Annotated in this window: 16 protein-coding genes; 7 read left to right on the top strand and 9 right to left on the bottom strand. The window is 73.4% G+C overall.

The genetic code is table 11. The annotated features are described in order from the left end of the window. Nucleotides 1-52: 52 nt before the first annotated feature. Nucleotides 53-2,152, top strand: a complete 2,100-nt coding sequence (locus tag BN3788_RS07295; protein ID WP_066583703.1) for a S9 family peptidase — start codon at nt 53-55, stop codon at nt 2,150-2,152. Further along, nucleotides 2,152-3,450, top strand: coding sequence for an alpha/beta fold hydrolase (locus BN3788_RS07300; RefSeq protein WP_066583705.1), 1,299 nt, complete (start codon nt 2,152-2,154; stop codon nt 3,448-3,450). Before BN3788_RS07295 ends, BN3788_RS07300 begins: the two co-directional genes overlap by 1 nt. A gap of 18 nt (nt 3,451-3,468) precedes the next feature. Here the strand turns inward: BN3788_RS07300 and BN3788_RS07305 are convergent, their stop codons facing one another. Together BN3788_RS07305 and BN3788_RS07310 are read right to left on the bottom strand one after the other, a co-directional pair. Next, on the bottom strand, nt 3,469-4,209 hold the full coding sequence (locus BN3788_RS07305) for a uracil-DNA glycosylase (RefSeq protein ID WP_390619853.1): 741 nt from the start codon (nt 4,207-4,209) through the stop codon (nt 3,469-3,471). Between the two features lie 4 nt (nt 4,210-4,213). After that, nucleotides 4,214-4,834 (bottom strand): L-threonylcarbamoyladenylate synthase, encoded by a 621-nt coding sequence (locus BN3788_RS07310; RefSeq protein WP_066583708.1) that lies wholly within the window; start codon nt 4,832-4,834, stop codon nt 4,214-4,216. A 130-nt stretch (nt 4,835-4,964) separates the two neighbouring features. Between BN3788_RS07310 and BN3788_RS07315 the strand changes: the two genes are divergently transcribed. Further along, nucleotides 4,965-5,189, top strand: a complete 225-nt coding sequence (locus BN3788_RS07315) for a DUF6458 family protein (RefSeq protein ID WP_066583712.1) — start codon at nt 4,965-4,967, stop codon at nt 5,187-5,189. Here BN3788_RS07315 and BN3788_RS07320 read toward each other — a convergent pair. Continuing rightward, on the bottom strand, nt 5,149-6,030 hold the full coding sequence (locus BN3788_RS07320; protein WP_082812676.1) for a lytic polysaccharide monooxygenase auxiliary activity family 9 protein: 882 nt from the start codon (nt 6,028-6,030) through the stop codon (nt 5,149-5,151). The two genes, BN3788_RS07315 and BN3788_RS07320, sit on opposite strands and share 41 nt — an antisense overlap. 439 nt (nt 6,031-6,469) lie before the next feature. Between BN3788_RS07320 and BN3788_RS07325 the strand changes: the two genes are divergently transcribed. The 3 genes from BN3788_RS07325 to BN3788_RS07335 all read left to right on the top strand — a co-directional run bounded on the left by BN3788_RS07325 (nt 6,470) and on the right by BN3788_RS07335 (nt 10,260). After that, nucleotides 6,470-7,507 (top strand): chymotrypsin family serine protease, encoded by a 1,038-nt coding sequence (locus BN3788_RS07325; RefSeq protein WP_315969746.1) that lies wholly within the window; start codon nt 6,470-6,472, stop codon nt 7,505-7,507. A gap of 447 nt (nt 7,508-7,954) precedes the next feature. Then, on the top strand, nt 7,955-8,209 hold the full coding sequence (locus tag BN3788_RS07330; RefSeq protein ID WP_234346527.1) for a hypothetical protein: 255 nt from the start codon (nt 7,955-7,957) through the stop codon (nt 8,207-8,209). 86 nt (nt 8,210-8,295) lie between these two features. Next, complete coding sequence (locus tag BN3788_RS07335; RefSeq protein ID WP_066583716.1) at nt 8,296-10,260, top strand: NHL domain-containing thioredoxin family protein; 1,965 nt, start codon at nt 8,296-8,298, stop codon at nt 10,258-10,260. 50 nt (nt 10,261-10,310) lie between these two features. Here BN3788_RS07335 and BN3788_RS07340 read toward each other — a convergent pair whose 3' ends face one another. Then, a complete protein-coding gene (locus BN3788_RS07340) occupies nt 10,311-11,702 on the bottom strand; it encodes a GGDEF domain-containing protein (protein WP_066583717.1) in 1,392 nt (463 codons plus the stop codon). A gap of 108 nt (nt 11,703-11,810) precedes the next feature. Then, nucleotides 11,811-12,491, bottom strand: a complete 681-nt coding sequence (locus BN3788_RS07345; RefSeq protein WP_082812677.1) for a biliverdin-producing heme oxygenase — start codon at nt 12,489-12,491, stop codon at nt 11,811-11,813. A gap of 170 nt (nt 12,492-12,661) precedes the next feature. On the opposite strand from BN3788_RS07345, the gene BN3788_RS07350 reads away from it, so the two are divergent. Beyond that, complete coding sequence (locus BN3788_RS07350) at nt 12,662-13,198, top strand: GNAT family N-acetyltransferase (protein WP_159066872.1); 537 nt, start codon at nt 12,662-12,664, stop codon at nt 13,196-13,198. Between the two features lie 21 nt (nt 13,199-13,219). Here BN3788_RS07350 and BN3788_RS07355 read toward each other — a convergent pair whose 3' ends face one another. The 4 genes from BN3788_RS07355 to BN3788_RS07370 form a co-directional block, all read right to left on the bottom strand. Next, a complete protein-coding gene (locus tag BN3788_RS07355) occupies nt 13,220-13,828 on the bottom strand; it encodes a TetR/AcrR family transcriptional regulator (protein ID WP_066583728.1) in 609 nt (202 codons plus the stop codon). A 72-nt stretch (nt 13,829-13,900) separates the two neighbouring features. After that, on the bottom strand, nt 13,901-14,731 hold the full coding sequence (locus BN3788_RS07360; protein WP_315969747.1) for a heme ABC transporter ATP-binding protein: 831 nt from the start codon (nt 14,729-14,731) through the stop codon (nt 13,901-13,903). Continuing rightward, a complete protein-coding gene (locus tag BN3788_RS07365; RefSeq protein ID WP_066583731.1) occupies nt 14,728-15,834 on the bottom strand; it encodes a FecCD family ABC transporter permease in 1,107 nt (368 codons plus the stop codon). Before BN3788_RS07365 ends, BN3788_RS07360 begins: the two co-directional genes overlap by 4 nt. Next, nucleotides 15,831-16,859: a heme/hemin ABC transporter substrate-binding protein gene (locus BN3788_RS07370; protein ID WP_066584385.1), complete on the bottom strand. Its 1,029-nt coding sequence runs from the start codon at nt 16,857-16,859 to the stop codon at nt 15,831-15,833. Before BN3788_RS07370 ends, BN3788_RS07365 begins: the two co-directional genes overlap by 4 nt. Between the last annotated feature and the right edge of the window lie 39 nt (nt 16,860-16,898).

The raw sequence follows: 16,898 nt of genomic DNA on the forward strand, positions 1-16,898 counted from the left end.
TCGTCGGCGGACCGTGCTCCCGTGCGGGGCGCCCGCGTGATAGGACGGACGCGTGACCCAGACGCCGCAGCCTCCCACGCCGTTCCACGACCTCGAGCAGTACATCGCCCTGCCGCGGATCTCCGGTCTGACGTTGTCGAAGGACGGCGCCCGCCTCGTGACGGCCGTCGCGACGCTCGACGCGAAGCGCACGAAGTACGTGACGGCGTTGTGGGAGGTCGACCCCGCGGGGCAGAAGCCCGCGCGTCGCCTGACCCGCAGCGCCAAGGGGGAGTCCAGCGCCGCGTTCACGCCGTCGGGCGCCCTGCTGTTCACCTCGGCCCGCCCGGACCCGGAGCCCCGCGAGGGCGCTGACGACGAGCCGGCGCCCGCGCTGTGGCTGCTGCCCGCCGATGGCGCCGCGGCGCGGGTGATCGCCGCCCGCGGCGCCGGGCTGGGCGGCGTGCGTGTCGCCGCCGGCGCCCCGATCGTCATGGTCGGCTCGGAGGTGCTGCCGCGCGCTGCGGACGCCGCCGACGACGAGCGGCTGCGCAAGGGCCGCAAGGACAAGAAGGTCGCGGCCATCCTGCACACGTCCTACCCGGTGCGGTACTGGGACCACGACTTGGGCCCCGCGACGCCGCACCTGTTCACCGCGCCGCTCGATGCCGACGTCACCGAGCCGGTGGCCGGGGCGCCGGACCCGCGCCTGGCGCTGGCGGACGCGACGCCGGGCGCCGGGGACGCGCTGATCGAGCAGGCCAGCGACCTGTCGCCCGACGGCCGCACGATCGTCACCGGCTGGAGCCTGCCGATCGCACGTGGCGCCCGGCGGGCCCACCTCGAGGCGGTGGACGTCGCGACCCAGGAGCGCCGCACCCTCGTCGCGGACGAGGGCGCCGACCTCGGCGACCCGGTGATCTCGCCCGATGGGCGGCTGGTGGCGTATATCCGCGAGACGCTCTCCACCCCGCACAGCGCCCCCCGCGTCGAGCTGTGGGTGGTGGGCCTCGACGGCAGCGGAGCCCGCCGCATCGCCGCCGACTGGGACCGGTGGGCGCACAGCCCCGTGTGGGCCCCCGACTCCGCCGCGCTGCTGGTCACGGCCGACGACGACGGCCGCGGGCCGATCTTCCGCATCGACCTGGCCAAGGACGCGGTCACCCGTGTGACCAGCGACGACGCGGTGTTCACCGATGTGCAGGTGAGCCCCGACGGGCGGACGCTGTACGCGCTGCGCAGCTCCTACCTGGCGCCCGCGCACCCCGTGCGCCTGGACCTGGCGGCGGCCGTCGCCTCCGGCTCGCCGGTTCCGGCCACCGAGCTCCGCGCCCCCGCGCCGGCGCCCGCGCTGCCCGGCACGCTCACCGAGGTCGTCGCCACCGCCGAGGACGGCCAGCGCGTGCGGTCCTGGCTCGCGCTGCCCGAGGGCGCCTCGGCCGCGAGCCCGGCGCCGCTGCTGCTGTGGATCCACGGCGGCCCGCTCGGCTCCTGGAACACCTGGTCGTGGCGCTGGAACCCGTGGCTGCTCGTGGCCCAGGGGTACGCGGTGCTGCTGCCGGACCCGGCACTGTCCACCGGCTACGGCCAGGAGTTCATCGAGCGCGGCTGGGGCTCGTGGGGTGACGCGCCGTTCGCCGACCTGATGGCCGCCACCGACGCCGCCGTCGCCCGGCCCGACATCGACGAGACCCGCACCGCCGCGATGGGCGGGTCGTTCGGCGGGTACATGGCCAACTGGGTCGCCGGGCACACCGACCGCTTCGACGCGATCGTCACGCACGCGAGCCTGTGGGCGCTGGACCAGTTCGGCCCGACGACGGACGCGGCCTACTACTGGGAGCGGGAGATGACGGACGAGATGGCCCTGGCCAACTCCCCGCACCTCTTCGTGGAGAAGATCGTCACCCCGATGCTCGTCATCCACGGGGACCGGGACTACCGCGTCCCGATCGGCGAGGGGCTGCGGCTCTGGTACGAGCTCAACGCGCGCTCGGGCCTGCCCGCCGACGAGGAGGGCCGCACCCCGCACCAGTTCCTGTACTTCCCGGATGAGAACCACTGGGTCCTCGCGCCGCAGAACTCCATCGTCTGGTACCAGGTGATCGAGGCGTTCCTCGCGCAGCACGTGCTTGACCAGGAGCCGCCCGCGCTGCCGGAGGTGCTGGGCTGATGGCCGACGAGTACCGCGTCCCCGGGCTCGTGGTGCGCGAGCACCGCGTGAGCGTGCCGGTGGACTGGTCCGCGCCCGAGCGCTTCGGGTCGATCGAAGTGTTCGCCCGGGAGCTCGTCGACCCCGCGAAGGCCGGCGACGACCTGCCGCTGCTGCTCTTCCTGCAGGGCGGCCCCGGGGGTCAGGGCCCGCGCCCGCTGGGCGGCGGTTGGTGGGGGACGGCGCTGCAGACCCACCGGGTGGTGCTGCTCGACCAGCGCGGCACCGGCCGCTCGTCGCGTGTGGACGGTCGCGCCATCGCGGCCTTCGACGACCCGCGCCAGGCCGCCGACTACCTGTCGTGCTTCCGGGGCGACGCGATCGTCGCCGACGCCGAGCACCTGCGCGCCACCGTCTACGGCGGGCGGCGGTGGGCCACCCTCGGCCAGTCCTACGGCGGGTTCCTCACCCTGGCCTACCTGTCCCGCCACCCGCAGGCGCTGACCTCCTGCTACGTGACGGGCGGGCTGCCGGGCATCACGGCCACCGCCCAGGACGTGTACCGGGCCACCTACCCGCTGCAGGCACAGCGCAACGCCGAGCTCGCGCGCCGCTACCCGGCCGACGTGGCGGCCCTGGGCCGGCTCGCCGACCGGCTCTCCGCCGAGGACGTGCGCCTGCCGAACGGCGACCTGTTCACCACCGAGCGGCTGCAGACCCTGGGGATGCCGCTGGGCATGAGCACCGGGGCGGACGCGCTGCACTGGCTGCTCGACACCGCCTTCGTGGACGAGGCCGCCGCCGAGCCGTCCGCCGCCTTCCTCGCGGCCGTCGCGCACCAGACCGGCTTCGACGACAACCCGCTGTACGCGGTGCTGCAGGAGGTCATCTACCACCAGGGCCACGTCGAGCCCGGCTGGGCCGCGCAGGCCGAGCAGGATCGCTGGCGGCAGTTCGACACCACCGCGCGCCCGCTGCACCTCACGGGTGAGGCGATCTTCCCGTGGATGTATGAGCAGGTCAGCGCTCTGCGGCCGTTCCAGGACGTCGCCGAGGAGCTCGCCAGCCGCACCGAGTGGCCCCGGCTGTACGACGTCGACCGGCTGGCCGCCAACGAGGTGCCTGTCGCCGCCGTGCAGTACTACGACGACCCCTACGTGGACCTCGGGCTGGCGCTGGGCACAGCCGACCGCGTCGGCAACGCGCAGGTGTGGATCACCAACGAGTACCTGCACGACGGCCTGCGCGTCGCTGGGGACGTCATCCTGCCCCGCCTGATGGACCTCGCCTCCGGACGCTGGACGGTCACGGGGCGCTGAGGTCACAAGGCGCTGAGGTCAAGGTGCGCTGAGCTCGCGGGCTCGGCGGAAGACGTCGTCGAGCATCTGCGGGGTCAGCCGGCCGGTGAAGGTGTTCTGCTGGCTGACGTGGAACGACCCGAGGAGGGTCAGCGCCTGCCCGTCTGGCCCCGTCAGCGGCGCCTCCGCGCCATGCGCGAACCGGGGCCGCGGTCGGGGCACCTGCCATCCCTGCTCGCCGAGGGTCGCCAGCATCGCCTGCCAGGCGAAGCCGCCGAGCGCCACCACGACGCTGGGCTGGATCAGGCGCAGCTCGCGGGTGAGCCACGGCGCGCAGGTGCGGCGCTCGTCGGGCGTGGGGGCGTTGTCCGGCGGGGCGCAGTGCACGGGCGCAGTGAGCCGCAGGCCGGTGAGCACCAGGCCGTCATCGGCCCGCACGGACGTGGGCTGCGACGCGTAGCCCGCGCGGTGCAGCGACGCGATCAGGAAGTCCCCGGACTTGTCGCCGGTGAACATGCGGCCCGTGCGGTTGCCACCGTGCGCGGCGGGCGCGAGGCCCACCACGAGCACCTGCGCGTGCGGGTCCCCGAGGCCCGGCACCGGCCGCGCCCAGTACTCCTCGCCGCGGAACGACGCGCGCGGCGCGGCGGCGACGGCCTCCCGCCACGCGACGAGCCGAGGGCAGGCCCGGCACTCGACGAGCATGCCGTCCAGCTCGTCCACCGTGCCGGCCGAGGCGGCGACCAGGGGGTACGCCGGGTCGTCCGGCACACGCGTCACCGGCTCACTCGAAACGGCTGGGGTCGCCGGCGCCCACGCGCACGACCTCCGGGTATCCCTCGGACCAGTCGATGACGGTGGTGGGCTCGGTGCCGCAGTCCCCGGCGTCGATCACCGCGTCCACCAGGTGGTCGAGCTCCTCCTTGACCTGCCAGCCGTCGGTCAGCGGCTGCTCCTCGCCGGGCAGCAGCAGCGTGCTGGACAGCAGCGGCTCGCCCAACTCGCGCAGCAGCGCCTGCACCACCCGGTGGTCGGGGATGCGCACCCCGACGGTCCGCTTCTTGGGGTGCGCGAGCCGCTTCGGCACCTCCTTGGTCGCCGGCAGGATGAACGTGTACGGCCCGGGCGTGGCGGCCTTGATGGCCCGGAACGCTGCGTTGTCGAGCTGCACCAGCTGCCCGAGCTGCGTGAAGTCGGAGCACACCAGCGTGAAGTGGTGCTTCTCGTCGAGGTGGCGGATCTGGCGGATGCGGTCCGCCGCGGCGTGATCGTCCATCCGGGCGCCCAGCGCGTAGCAGGAGTCCGTGGGGTAGGCGATCAGCGCGTCGTCGCGCAGCATCTGCACTGCCTGGGCGATGGTGCGCGGCTGGGGGTCGTGGGGGTGGACGTCGAGGTACCGGGCCATGGGTTGAGACTAGGCCCGCAGGCTGGAGTCGGCGCCCGACGATCCCGCTCGCCGCGCGGAACCGGACAACCCGCGCCAGACTCGTGGCTGCCCGGGCGGCCCCCCGCCCGGCCCGACGGGAGGAGTGACCATGGGAATCGGTGGCGGCATAGGCCTCATCGTGCTCGGCGCGATCCTGGCGTTCGGCGTGCAGGACGGCATCAGCGGTGTCGACCTCACGGCGATCGGGTACATCTGCATGGGTGGTGGCCTGCTGGCCATCATCATCGCGCTGGTGCTCAACGCCCAGCGCAGCAACACCACGCACCGCGAGGTCATCGAACGGCACGACGACACCCGCCCGCCCGTCTACTGACGGACCCGGCGACCCCTTTCCGGCGAGCGCCGCATGGCCGGGCCGCCCCCCGCGCCAGGTGGGGGGGGCGCACAGCACCGCCGGCGGGGAGGCGGTCGAGGGGCCGGGGGGACTGCCCACGGGGGACGGAGGGAACGTGCCGGGGGGGCGGGGGGCGGCGCCCCGGGAGGTGGGGGGGGGAGCAGTTGTAGAAGGCCTCCGGGCTGTCGGAGCGCTGCCAGATCGAGTAGATGATGTGCCGCCCCGACTTGTTCGGGAGCTTGGCCTGCCAGTAGTACTCGGCGCCCTGCGGGCCGCCCTCGCGCAGCGGCGGGTTGGTCACCTCGTCGAACGGGGCCGCCTCCAGGTCGCTCCACTTCAGCGGCTGGCTGGGGTTCCACCCGTCCTTGGTGACGTACTGCGACCAGGTGCCCGGGTGCCGTGCCCACGCGTTGTACTGCATCGTGATGGTCGAGCCGGACTGCAGCGTGGTGGTCGGCCAGTCGGTGCCGCCCTTGCGGGCGCCGCTGAACGAGGCGAGCGGGCCGCAGAGGTTGCCGTCCGGGATGATCGTGCGGTGCTGGCCGCCGGCGTTGCTCAGCAGGTTCCCGAACCAGTTGTAGAACGGGTAGTTGCCGTTCTCGGCGAGCATGTTCACGCAGGCGGGGTTGGTCGGGTTCAGCCCGCCGCCCACCCCGTTCTCGATGCCGTTGACGTAGCACGCGTAGGTGCGCGTGGCGGGGTAGGTGAGGCCACCGTGCGCGAGCGCCGGTGACGAGGGCAGGGCGACCAGCAGCGCCGCGGCCAAGGCCGTCGTCGCTGCCGCGGCGATGCGCCGCGTGAGCCTTCGGGCAGGGGACATGCGGGCTCCTCGAGTGGATCGGCCGGTGGCCCGGGCGCGGGCGCCGGGATGGAGGGTGCGGTCCGCTGGCGCCCGGATCCGGTCCATGCCGGCCGGCCACCCTCCCGGTCCAGCGTCGTCGCAGGTCCAGGAGGCGCGGAGCGTGCGGGTTGCCGTCCCAGGGTCGATGGGCCCCGTCGGCGCGTCAACGAGCCGAAACGCTTCATCTCGCATCGGGCGACGGCGCGCCTGCAGGTGTGCGTCTCTCATGCCCAGCTCGTGCGAATCTCCCGGCCATTGAGCGCGTGCCGCTCTGGGGCATGTCGGCGCCGCAGGGAACACTGGGGGGCTCGACCGGACGAAACCCTCATCGGGGCAGGGAACGGGCATCGGCGGACAGTGCGGCGCCGGGCCTGCCGGGCGCGGAGCGAACGCACGGAGGCACGGTCAAGGGGGGCCAATGATGAACAGGGACGAGGCGCGAGAGGTCAAGGCGCAGCTCGCCGACTACGTGGACGAGCTGGTGCAGCGCCAGGGCCTGCAGCCGCTGGACCTCGACGTCGCCGCGGCGAGCGGTCCGACGCTCGGGCTCGGCCTCGCGCCGCGCGACGGCGGCGGGTACGCGATGGCCGTGCGCTACCGGCTCGGGGTGCCCGCGGTGCGGCGGCTCGCCCGCAAGGTCGTCGAGCAGGCCGGCCCCGCCGTCGACGTGCGGCGCACCGGGCGCATCCGGCCCGTCACCACCGGCCACGTCGCCGACGCCGAGAGCAGCGAGCGGCGCGCCGGCCAGCGGCTGCCCGTGGCGACCGCGCTCGCGGAGGGGGAGACCGGGCGGGCGCGCCCGCTGCGCCCCGGCGTCTCGATCGCCCACGTCGATGTCACCGCCGGGACACTGGGCGCCTTCGTCGTGCGGGAGGGCGCCCTGCACGTCCTGTCGAACTTCCACGTGCTGGCCGGGACGCCGCGCGCGCAGATTGGCGACGTCATCGTGCAGCCCGGCCCGGCGGACGGCGGACGCGCCCCGCGCGACCGCGTGGGGACGCTCGCCGCCACGGTCCCGCTCGAGCGCGGGCGCCGGGCGACCGTCGACGCCGCGCTCGCCCTGCTCGACGAGCAGGAGGTGGACCTGCGGTACCCGGTGGGCCCGATCACCACCACCACTGTGGCATTCGGCAACGAGGAGGTCGCGAAGATCGGACGCACCACGGCTGTCACGACCGGGCGTGTCACCGCCATCGAGCTGGACGACGTCGTGGTCGGCTACGGCAACCCGCTGGGGAACCTGCGGTTCGACGACCAGATCGAGGTCGAGTCGACAGGCATGGGGCCGTTCTCCCGCGGTGGGGACTCGGGGTCGCTGGTCTACCGGGCCGACGGGATCGCGCTCGGCCTGCTCTTCGCCGGCAGCGAGACCGGCGGGTCCAACGGCGCGGGCCTGACCTACCTCAACCCGATCGACGCGGTGCTGTCGGCGCTGGGGGTCGAGCTCGCGAGCTGAGGGCCGCAGACGGGCGGGGCGGGGCTCATCCTTCGGGGGAGCCCCGCATTGCTGTGCTCAGCCGAAGAGGATGGCGGCTGTGAGGGCGCCGGCCACCAGCCCGCCTGCCGCGACGATGAGCTTGACCCGGAGCGGGTGACGGGGTGGTGCGGTGGCGCTGATGGTCTGACTCCATGCTGTGATCCAGTGCGGCGGTGTCGCCACTCACCTGATCGGCCTTGCGCGCCGAGATGTGAGGGCTGAAGATGAGGCCCTTGGTCCTATCGAATCGATCGGGGCCGCAGATCCCGCAGCACTGGATGCAACTGTCGTGCGACGTTCCATGGCGCTCGAGCCCAGTTGCGGGTGACAATGATCTGGACAGGCGTATCACCACCCGATCGAACCGTTCCGAGGGTCTGGGCGCCCCACCCGTGCATTCGCGGGCGCGCAGCCGGATATCGAGACGTGAGGCACACGATGGCGGACCTGCAGCAGGCACGCGCAGCCAAGGAACGGTTGCGGAATGAGTTTCGCGAGCGCTCCGGGGTGAGCGGGATCGGCCTGACCGCCGACGAGGACGGCTACGCCGTCCAGGTCAACGTGCAGCGCCGCAACGACGCCGCCATGCTCCCGAAGAGCGTCGATGGCGTGCGGGTCCAGGTCCGCGTCGTTGGCACGGTCTCAGCCCAGCAGCGCCCCACGCAGCTGCGCACCGTCTGACCTCCTCCGCCGGGGACCGGCTCGCTCCCTGAGACAACCAGCGGTCACTTCCGCGCCGTGGGCGCCACGTCGTGTTGACTACCGCCGTGACCGTGACTCCTCGTCTGCCCCGCGTTCGCGCCTCCGAGTTGACCGGCCGTGGCTGGCTCAACACCGGCGGCGTCGAGCTGACGCTCTCCGGCCTGCGCGGCAAGATCGTGCTGCTCGACTTCTGGACGTTCTGCTGCATCAACTGCCTGCATGTCCTGGACGAGCTGCGCGAGCTCGAGGCGCAGTACCGCGACGTGCTCGTGGTGATCGGCGTGCACTCCCCGAAGTTCGTGCATGAGGCGGACCCGGTGGCGCTGGCCGCCGCTGTGGACCGTTACGAGGTGCACCACCCGGTCCTCGACGACCCGAACCTGACCACCTGGTCGGCTTACACCGCACGGGCCTGGCCGACGCTCGTGGTGATCGACCCCGAGGGCTACGTCGTCGCGCAGATGGCTGGCGAGGGCCACAAGAACAACGTCGCGCTGCTGCTGCGCGATCTCGTCGCCGAGCATGAGGCCAAGGGGACGCTGCACCGCGGCGACGGCCCCTACGTGCCCCCCGCGCCGACCTCCACGACACTGCGCTTCCCCGCCAAGGCGATCACCCTGCCGGACGGCCGCCTGCTCGTCGCCGCCGCCGGCCACCACTCGCTCGCCGAGCTCGAGGCCGACGGCGAGACCCTCGTGCGGCGCATCGGCTCCGGCCAGCGCGGCCTGCTCGACGGCCCTGCTGCCACCGCCCAGTTCAGCGAGCCCAACGGCCTGGCCCTGGTGCCCGACGAACTGCGCGCCGCCGTCGGCTACGACGTGCTCGTCGCCGACACCGTCAACCACGCGCTGCGCGGCGTGCGGCTGTCCGACGGCGCCGTGACGACCGTCGCGGGAACCGGCGAGCAGTACATGGTGGGAGCGGCGGACAACGTGGCCGCGCGTGACGGCGACGCCCCGCAGGCCGACCGATCAGGGCTCCGCTACGACGGCGCCGCACTCGACATCCGGCTGTCCTCGCCCTGGGACGTCGCGTGGTCGCCTGCCGCGTCAGCCTTCGTGGTGGCCATGGCCGGCAACCACACGCTGTGGGCCTTCGACCCGGTGACGGGCCGCCTCACGCACCTGGCCGGCACCATGAACGAGGGCCTCGTGGACGGCCCCGCCGACGAGGCATGGTTCGCGCAGACCTCAGGGCTCGCCGTCGACCAGGACGGACGCGTCTGGCTCGCCGACTCCGAGGTCTCCGCGCTGCGCAGCCTCGACCTGCCGGGCACGCCCGCGGCCGGCGACGCGACGCAGCCCGTGGTCGGCACCTCGGCTGGCGCCGGGCTCTTCGACTTCGGCCACCGCGACGGTCCCGCCGACCAGGCGCTGCTGCAGCACCCGCTCGGCGTCGCGGTGCTGCCCGACGGCTCCATCGCGATCGCCGACACCTACAACGGCGCCGTCCGCCGCTACGTGCCCGGCCCCGGGGCCGCTGGGTCCACGGCCGGGCCCGGCGAGGTCACAACCCTCGCCACCGGCCTCGCCGAGCCGTCCGACATCGTGGTGCTCACCGAGGGCGACGGCGTGCAGCTCCTCGTCGTGGAGTCCGCTGCGCACCGGCTTACCCGGGTGCCGCTGCCGGCCACCCTCGCCGGGCAGATTCTCGACGCGGGCGCCCACCGCACCCAGCGGCCGGTCACCGACCTGGCGCCGGGGGCCGTGCGGCTCGACGTGGTGTTCACCCCCGCCGCCGGGCAGAAGTACGACGACCGCTACGGGCCGTCCACCCGGCTGCAGGTCTCCTCGACGCCCCCCGAGCTGCTGCTCGACGGCGCCGGTGACGACGTGCCGCTCGAACGCGTGCTGCGCCTCAACCCGGACGTCGCCGACGGGGTGCTGCATGTGACGGCCCACGCCGCGAGCTGCGACGCCGACCCGGCCATCGAGTACCCGGCCTGCCACCTCAACGCGCAGGACTGGGGAGTGCCGGTGCGGATCACCGCCGGCGCCGCAGCCGAGCTGACGCTGCCGCTGCACGGCTGACGGCGCCGCCCCCGGCTCGCCTCACCGGGTGCGTGAGCCGAGCGCAGCGGTCAGCGGGCGCCCTGGATCGCCACGTCGATCAGCGCCTGCAGCGCCTGCGTGAGCGAGTCCGTGGCGTCGTCGGGCGCGGTCGTCTCCACCTGCACCACCCACGGCGCATGCTCGACGGTCAGCGTCTGGCGGTCGCCCGGCTCGTCGGAGGGCGTGCCGCCGCGCGCGACGGCCGCGGGCACGCCGTCGGCGTCCCGGAGCACGGTCCACGTGGATCCGCCGAGCGCCGCCGCGGCCGCGCCGGCGAGCGCGCACAGCCGGGTGACCTCGCCGGTCTGGGCGGCGACGACTGCGGCGACGACGGCGGTGATGAGCCGGTCGACGGTCACGGCGGACTCGGCGTTGCGCCGTTCGAGGGCCTTGGCGGCACGGGCCCGGCTGCGCTTGGCCTGGTACTGGGCGGCGTCGGCGCGGCGGAACAGGGCGCGGATGCCGTCGGCGTGCCCGTCGGCGGTGGACGCGATGCCCCAGGAGATCGCGGCGCCGTGCGGCAGCGGATATGTGGCCAGCGCCCGCCCCACTGCCTGGCTCACCGTGGCGCGGGGGTGGCCCCCGGTGACGAGGCTGAACTCGTCGCCGCCGAGCCGTGCCGCTGTCGAGCCGGGCAGGTCGTCCTGGATGCGGCGCAGCACGTCGGCGACGGCGCGCAGCAGGTCGTCCCCGGCATCGTGGCCGAGCTCGTCGTTGACGCGCTTGAGGCCGTCCACGTCGCACATCACGATGCAGGTCTCGCCCTCGGCGTCGAGCGCGGCCTGTGCTGCGTGGTCGGCGACGCGGCGGTTGCCCAGGCCTGTGAGGGGGTCGTCGGAGACGAGGTGGCGCACCTGGTCCTCGAGGTCGACGCGCGCGACGGCGCCGGCGATCAGCCCGGCGAGGACCTCGGCGGTGGCGATGTCGTCGATCTCGAACAAGGGCTGCTCGGCATCGCGCGCGGCGTATACCTGGCCCCAGACGGACTCGTTGACGATGATCGGGGCGGCGAGTCCCGAGCTGTGCCCGTTGGCCTGCAGCGTGTGGGCCTCGACCGTGTCGCCGGCCTCGAGGTCGCTCACGAGCTCGGGGGAGTGCGCCACCCAGCTCGCGCGGTCCCGCAGCAGCCGGCGCAGCGCCGGGCGGTCCTCCGCGCGGAACGTCGAGCCGGGGGCGAGGTCCGGGTCGAGCTGGTCCGGGCTCGCCGCGAGCACGGAGCATGTCTCCTGCTCGATGCGGCAGAACGCGCAGGTGTGGGCGTCCAGCACCTCGCGGGCGTGGGACGCCGCGACCTCGGCCACCTCGGCAAGGGTGCGACAGCGGTCGAGGCGGTGCGCGGCCACGGCGAGCTGACGCACTGCGCTGGTCAGTGCGGTGGAGGTCGTCCGGGACCCGTTCGGGCGCGCCTGTGTGCCGGTCACGTGGCCATCATCCGACACCGGAGGCGACGCGCAAGGGTGTCGTCACCTTTTTGGCCGTGTGACACTCCACATGTGGACGTCTGGGGAGACATCTGAGCCTGAGGCGGCTCAGCGGAGATGCAGCTCTCCGAGCTCCGCGAACAGCGCGCGGTTGTACTCGAAAGCCTGCTTGGCCTCGGTGACGGCGGCGGCGCGCGCATCCTCGTCGAGGTCCAGGGCATCGAGCCGCTCGCGGTAGGCGTCCTTGAACGGCTTGGCCTTGGGGATGTCCGCGAAGTGGTAGAAGCTCACGCCCTCGGCCTCGAAGCCGTAGTGCCGCTGCAGCATGCGCTGGATGATCTGCCCGCCGGAGAGGTCGCCCAGGTAGCGGGTGTACGCGTGTGCGGCGTAGGCCGCCAGCGAGGCGCCGGTCTCGCGCAGGCGCGCCGCGTACCGCTCGGTGGCGGGCAGCACCCGCATCTGCTGGGCCCAGTCAGCCCCGAGCAGGAACGCGAGGTCGGCTTCGATCGACGGGACGCGCGTCAGCTCGTCGAACACGATCGCGTCGCCGCCGGGCAGCGTGCGGATCTGGGCGCTCGCGGCCTCGAGGGCGGTGTAGATCGCGTGCTGCTGGACGGCCAGGTCGGTGTACGCGGCGCGGTCCAGGCGCCCGGCCATGAGCGCCTCGACGAATCCCATCTGCTCGGCCGCCTCGTGCTCGGGGCGGGTGCCCTCGCGGAGCAGCGTCGACAGGGGAGTGGTCGAGGGCAGGCCCTGCTCCACGGCGAGGGGGTCGGTCGTGGTGGTCACAGCGGTCTCCTGGGGGCGGCGAAAGTCTTTGATGACAGGTCGTCAGGACGTGCTCAGGGGAACTGTAACCGACGAAGGTAAGGCTTGCCTACATGCGCCCATGGGCGGGGGGGCAACGGGCCGCCCCAATGGCGGTCTCCAGGGCTCGCGAGCATCGTGGGAGGGTGACGATGCGGATCAGGTTGGCGCACGCGGACGAGTGGCCCCAGGTGCTCGCCGTCGTGCGCGAGGCCTTCGCGGCGTCGGAGCCGCGCTACGCCGAGCTCGTGAAGCGCATCCACGCCTCGACCGACTTCATCCCGCAACTGTCCTTCGTCGCCGAGTTGGACGGCGCGCTGACGGGCAACCTCATCCTCAGCAAGATCCCGCTGCACACCGCGACGGGCGAGGTGCAGGCGCGGCTGCTGTCAGAGTTCGCGGTGCTCCCCGAGTACCGCCATCACGGCGTCGGGGCCGCGCTGATCCGCAACGCCCTGCGTGGGGCTGAGCGCGGCATGGCGTCGATGGTGCTCGCCGCCGGCCCGCCGTCCTACTTCCAGCAGTTCGGCTTCCGCAGAGCCTCCGACCTGGGCGTGACGCCGCCGAGCGAGGACATCTCCAACGACGATTTCCAGATGGTGCCGCTCCCGCAGTACGACCCTGTGACAGACCGTGGGGTCACCACCCTGCCGGCGTACTTCGGGGAGTCGGGCTTCCGCTGGCCCTGACCTCCCCGCAATCCCCGCCGCTCAGGCGGCGGCCAGGTCCCGCGCGCCGACCGCCCGCAGCACGAACGTCACCGTCGAGTCGAGCGCGCGATCCCGCGCCGGGCCGTCTGCCTCGGGCACGCTGCGGCTGGACAGGCATGCGTTGACCAGCGGCACCGTCGTGTCGATGTCCTGCTCGGCGAACTCGCCGGCGTCGATGCCCGCCCGCAGGATCCGCCGCAGGATCTGCTCGACCAGCATCACGTGCTCGCGGACGCGCTGCTGTGTGGCGCGGGAGAGCACCGAGCGCAAGTCGGGTCCGGGGGCCAGGTGGTAGACGCGCTTGAGCTGCGCCTGCGCGAAGACGTAGGCGCGGAGCTGGTCGGTGGGGTCGTCGATGTCCTCGAGCGAGCGTTCCAGCGTCGCGACGTACTGCTCGGTCTCGTCGGTGATGAACGCGACGAGCAGCGACTCCTTGTCGGGGAAGTGGTTGTACACGGCGGTGCGGCCCACGCCGGCCGCGGCGGCGATGTCGGCGAGGGTGATCGCGTCGAAGCCGCGCTCCTCCATCAGTGTCGACAGCGCCGCGAACAACTTGTGGCGTGTCTGCTCGCGGTGCTCGTGCAGAGATCCACCGATGATCTTGGGCATGCTGACATTCTCCCACCATGTGTCAGGTAGTCCGGCCACCGAGGGCGGCGCGGCGCTGCGCGGTGTCCAGGGTCAGCGCACCGGCAAGATGACCTGTTGTGAGGTGCGCGGGTGGTCGAAGACGTCCACCGGGTACTCGTAGACCTCGCTGAGCAGCTCGGCGGTGAGCGCCTCGGCAGGCGGCCCATCCGCCACGACGTGGCCCCTGGCCAGCACCGTCACTTGATCCGCATACGCGGCCGCGAGCCCCAAGTCGTGCACCACCACCACGACGGCGCCACCCTCGCGCGCATGCCGCTGCGCGAGTTGGAGCACCAGCTCCTGATGGCGCAGGTCCAGGGCGGCCGTCGGCTCGTCGAGCAGCAGCACCCCGGTGCGCTGCGCGAGCACCCGGGCCAGGGCGGCCCGCGCGCGCTCGCCGCCTGAGAGCTCCGTGAACTGCCGCTCCGCCAGATGCGTCACGTCGGCGGCGGCCAGCGCCTGCGTCACCGCGTCGTCGTCCTCCAGGTCGAGCGGGGTGCCACGCCATGGCGCACGGCCCATCCGCACCACCTCGGTCACGGTGAACGGGAACGAGACGCCCACCTGCTGGAGCAGCACGGCCCGGCGCAGTGCCAGCTCGACGGTGCTCCAGTGCCCGAGCGGCCGCCCGTCGATCTCCACGGCTCCAGCGGACGGCGCCAGGTCGCCCGTGAGGACGCCCAGCAGCGACGACTTCCCGGCGCCGTTGGGGCCTAGCAGCGCCCGCACCTCGCCGGCGCGCACCTCCAGGTCGACGCCCTGCAGCACCTCGCTGGCGCCGCGGGTCAGATGCGCCCCCCGCACCTGTGCCACGAGCTCGCCCGGCGCAGGGGGCGATGGCAGCCGGACCGGCCGGCGCCAGAACAGCCCGCGCGCGCTCACGCCCAGCCGCCCTGCGTGGCGCGGGTGCGGCGCAGCAGCCAGAAGAAGAACGGGCCGCCCACCAACGACGTGAGCATGCCCAGCGGCAGGTCCGCGTTGGCGATGGCCGTGCGGGCCACCAGGTCCGCCACGACGAGCACGAGGGCGCCGCCCAGGGCCGATCCGGGGACCAGCAGGCGGTGCCCCGGGCCCGCCAGGATCCGGACCAGGTGCGGCACCACGAGCCCCACGAACGCGATGATGCCGGTGAACGCCACCCCCGAGGCGACGAGCACGGCCACCAGCACGATGACGCCCTGGCGGAGCCGTTCCACGTTGACGCCCAGGTGCCGGGCCGCGCGCTCGCCCAAGGAGAGCAGGTCCAGCCGGCGGGACAGGGCCATCGCGACGGCGAGGCCCACGATCACCAGTGGGGCGACGATCGCCACCGACGACCAAGACGAGCCGTTGAGGGACCCGAGCTGCCAGAAGACGATCTGCTCACGCGCGGCCGGCGAGGCGATGAAGGTGAAGAAGGCCAGCAGCCCTCCCGCGAACGCGTTGATGGCGACGCCCGTGAGCACCAGGGTGACGACCTCGGTGCGGCCACCCGAGCGGGACAGCCCGTACACGGCGAACGTGGTGATCAGCCCGCCGACGAACGCCGCTGCGGCGATCCACGGGCCCGCGGTGAGCGCCCCGCCGAAGACGATGACCGCGCACGCGCCGACCGCCGCGCCGGAGGACACCCCGATGATCCCGGGCTCGGCGAGGGGGTTGGCGAAGACGCCCTGCATCAGCGCGCCCGCGCAGCCGAGCGCGGCGCCCACCAGCAGCGCGAGTGTGATGCGGGGGAACCGCACCAGCCACAGCGTGTTCTCGCCCTGGGGGTGGCTCGGCAGCGGGCCCACGTCCAGGCCGACGCGGTGCAGTAGCGAGCCCAGCACCTCGGCGGGTGGGATGCGGACCTGCCCGACGCCCGCGGCCACGACGGCCGCGACCAGCACGCCGACGGCCAGCAGGATGAGCAGCAGCCGCCCACGGTTGCGGCTCGACGCCACGGTGGACGGGTCAGGCGCGCCAGGCGCCGTCGGCCTGGCCGGGGCGGCGACGTCAGCCGTCATCGCGAGGTCCCGTAGACGGCCTCGGCCAGGGCGAGCACGGTGGCGCCCGTGCGCGGCCCGAAGCTCAGCAGCGTCGTGTCGCTCATGTCGACCACGCGCCGGTTCTCGCCTGCGGGGGTCTGCGCGATCCCCGTGATGCCGAGCAGCCCGTCCACGCCGCCCACTGACTTCAGACCCTCGGAGAGCATGAGGATGACGTCCGGCGCCGAGCTGATGAGCGCCTCGCTGGTCAGGTTCACGTAGGGGCGGTTGAGGCCCACATCAGTGCCGACGTCGACGGCGCCGATGGCCTGGACCATCGCGTCTGCCCCTGAGCCCGGGCCGCCCAGCAAGTACACCCCGGCCGTGCCGCGCAGGTAGAGGAACGCGATGCGCGGCGCCTCGCCGTCGGATGGCGCCAGCTCGACCGCGCTGGCGATCTCGCCCTCCACGCGCTCGACCAACGCGGCGCCGTCGTCCGGCACGCCCAGCGCGGTGGCGACGGCGGTGATCTGCGGGCCGATGCCCTCGAGGGTGCGCTCGGGGTCGAAGTAGACGACGGGGATGCCGGCTGCGCGGAGCTGGGCCTGCACCTCGGAGGGGCCGATCGAGGTGTCCGTGAGGATGACCGTCGGGTTCAGGGCGAGGATCGACTCCGCGTTGAGGTCGTGGCCGGCAGCCGAGACGAGCGGGACGTCGGCGGCCTCCGCGAACCCGGTCGCCCGGTCGCGCCCGACCACGTTGTCGCCGAGGCCCAGGGTGTAGACGATCTCGCCGAGCGTGCCGTAGAGGTCCACGGCGATGATCCGGCTCACGTCGGTGACGGTGACGTCCACGCCATCGAAGGAGCGGACGGTCACCGGCAGCTGTGGCTGCGGGTCGGTGGTGATGGGGTGGATGCTCGCGTCCGCCACGACAGCGGTCGCGGGGCCGAGGTCGGATGGCGCGCTCGCGGTCGGGGCCGCGTCCGCGGCGGTGCAGCCGACCAGCAGCACGGCGCTCAGCAGTCCGGCGAGGGCGGAGAGCGCGGCGTTACGCGGACGCATGCGTGCGCCATTCATCATGTCTCTCCTGGTATCCGTGCC

It is taken from the genome of Cellulomonas timonensis (assembly GCF_900046455.1).
Lineage (GTDB): Bacteria > Actinomycetota > Actinomycetes > Actinomycetales > Cellulomonadaceae > Cellulomonas_A > Cellulomonas_A timonensis.

Coding starts and splice junctions, on each gene's coding strand:
- BN3788_RS07300 (WP_066583705.1), top strand. CDS start 2,152: ATGGCCGACGAGTACCGCGTCCCCGGGCTCGTGGTGCGCGAGCACCGC.
- BN3788_RS07310 (WP_066583708.1), bottom strand. CDS start 4,834: ATGGCCCGGTACCTCGACGTCCACCCCCACGACCCCCAGCCGCGCACC.
- BN3788_RS07315 (WP_066583712.1), top strand. CDS start 4,965: ATGGGAATCGGTGGCGGCATAGGCCTCATCGTGCTCGGCGCGATCCTG.
- BN3788_RS07320 (WP_082812676.1), bottom strand. CDS start 6,030: ATGTCCCCTGCCCGAAGGCTCACGCGGCGCATCGCCGCGGCAGCGACG.
- BN3788_RS07325 (WP_315969746.1), top strand. CDS start 6,470: ATGATGAACAGGGACGAGGCGCGAGAGGTCAAGGCGCAGCTCGCCGAC.
- BN3788_RS07350 (WP_159066872.1), top strand. CDS start 12,662: ATGCGGATCAGGTTGGCGCACGCGGACGAGTGGCCCCAGGTGCTCGCC.
- BN3788_RS07355 (WP_066583728.1), bottom strand. CDS start 13,828: ATGCCCAAGATCATCGGTGGATCTCTGCACGAGCACCGCGAGCAGACA.
- BN3788_RS07365 (WP_066583731.1), bottom strand. CDS start 15,834: ATGACGGCTGACGTCGCCGCCCCGGCCAGGCCGACGGCGCCTGGCGCG.
- BN3788_RS07370 (WP_066584385.1), bottom strand. CDS start 16,859: ATGCGTCCGCGTAACGCCGCGCTCTCCGCCCTCGCCGGACTGCTGAGC.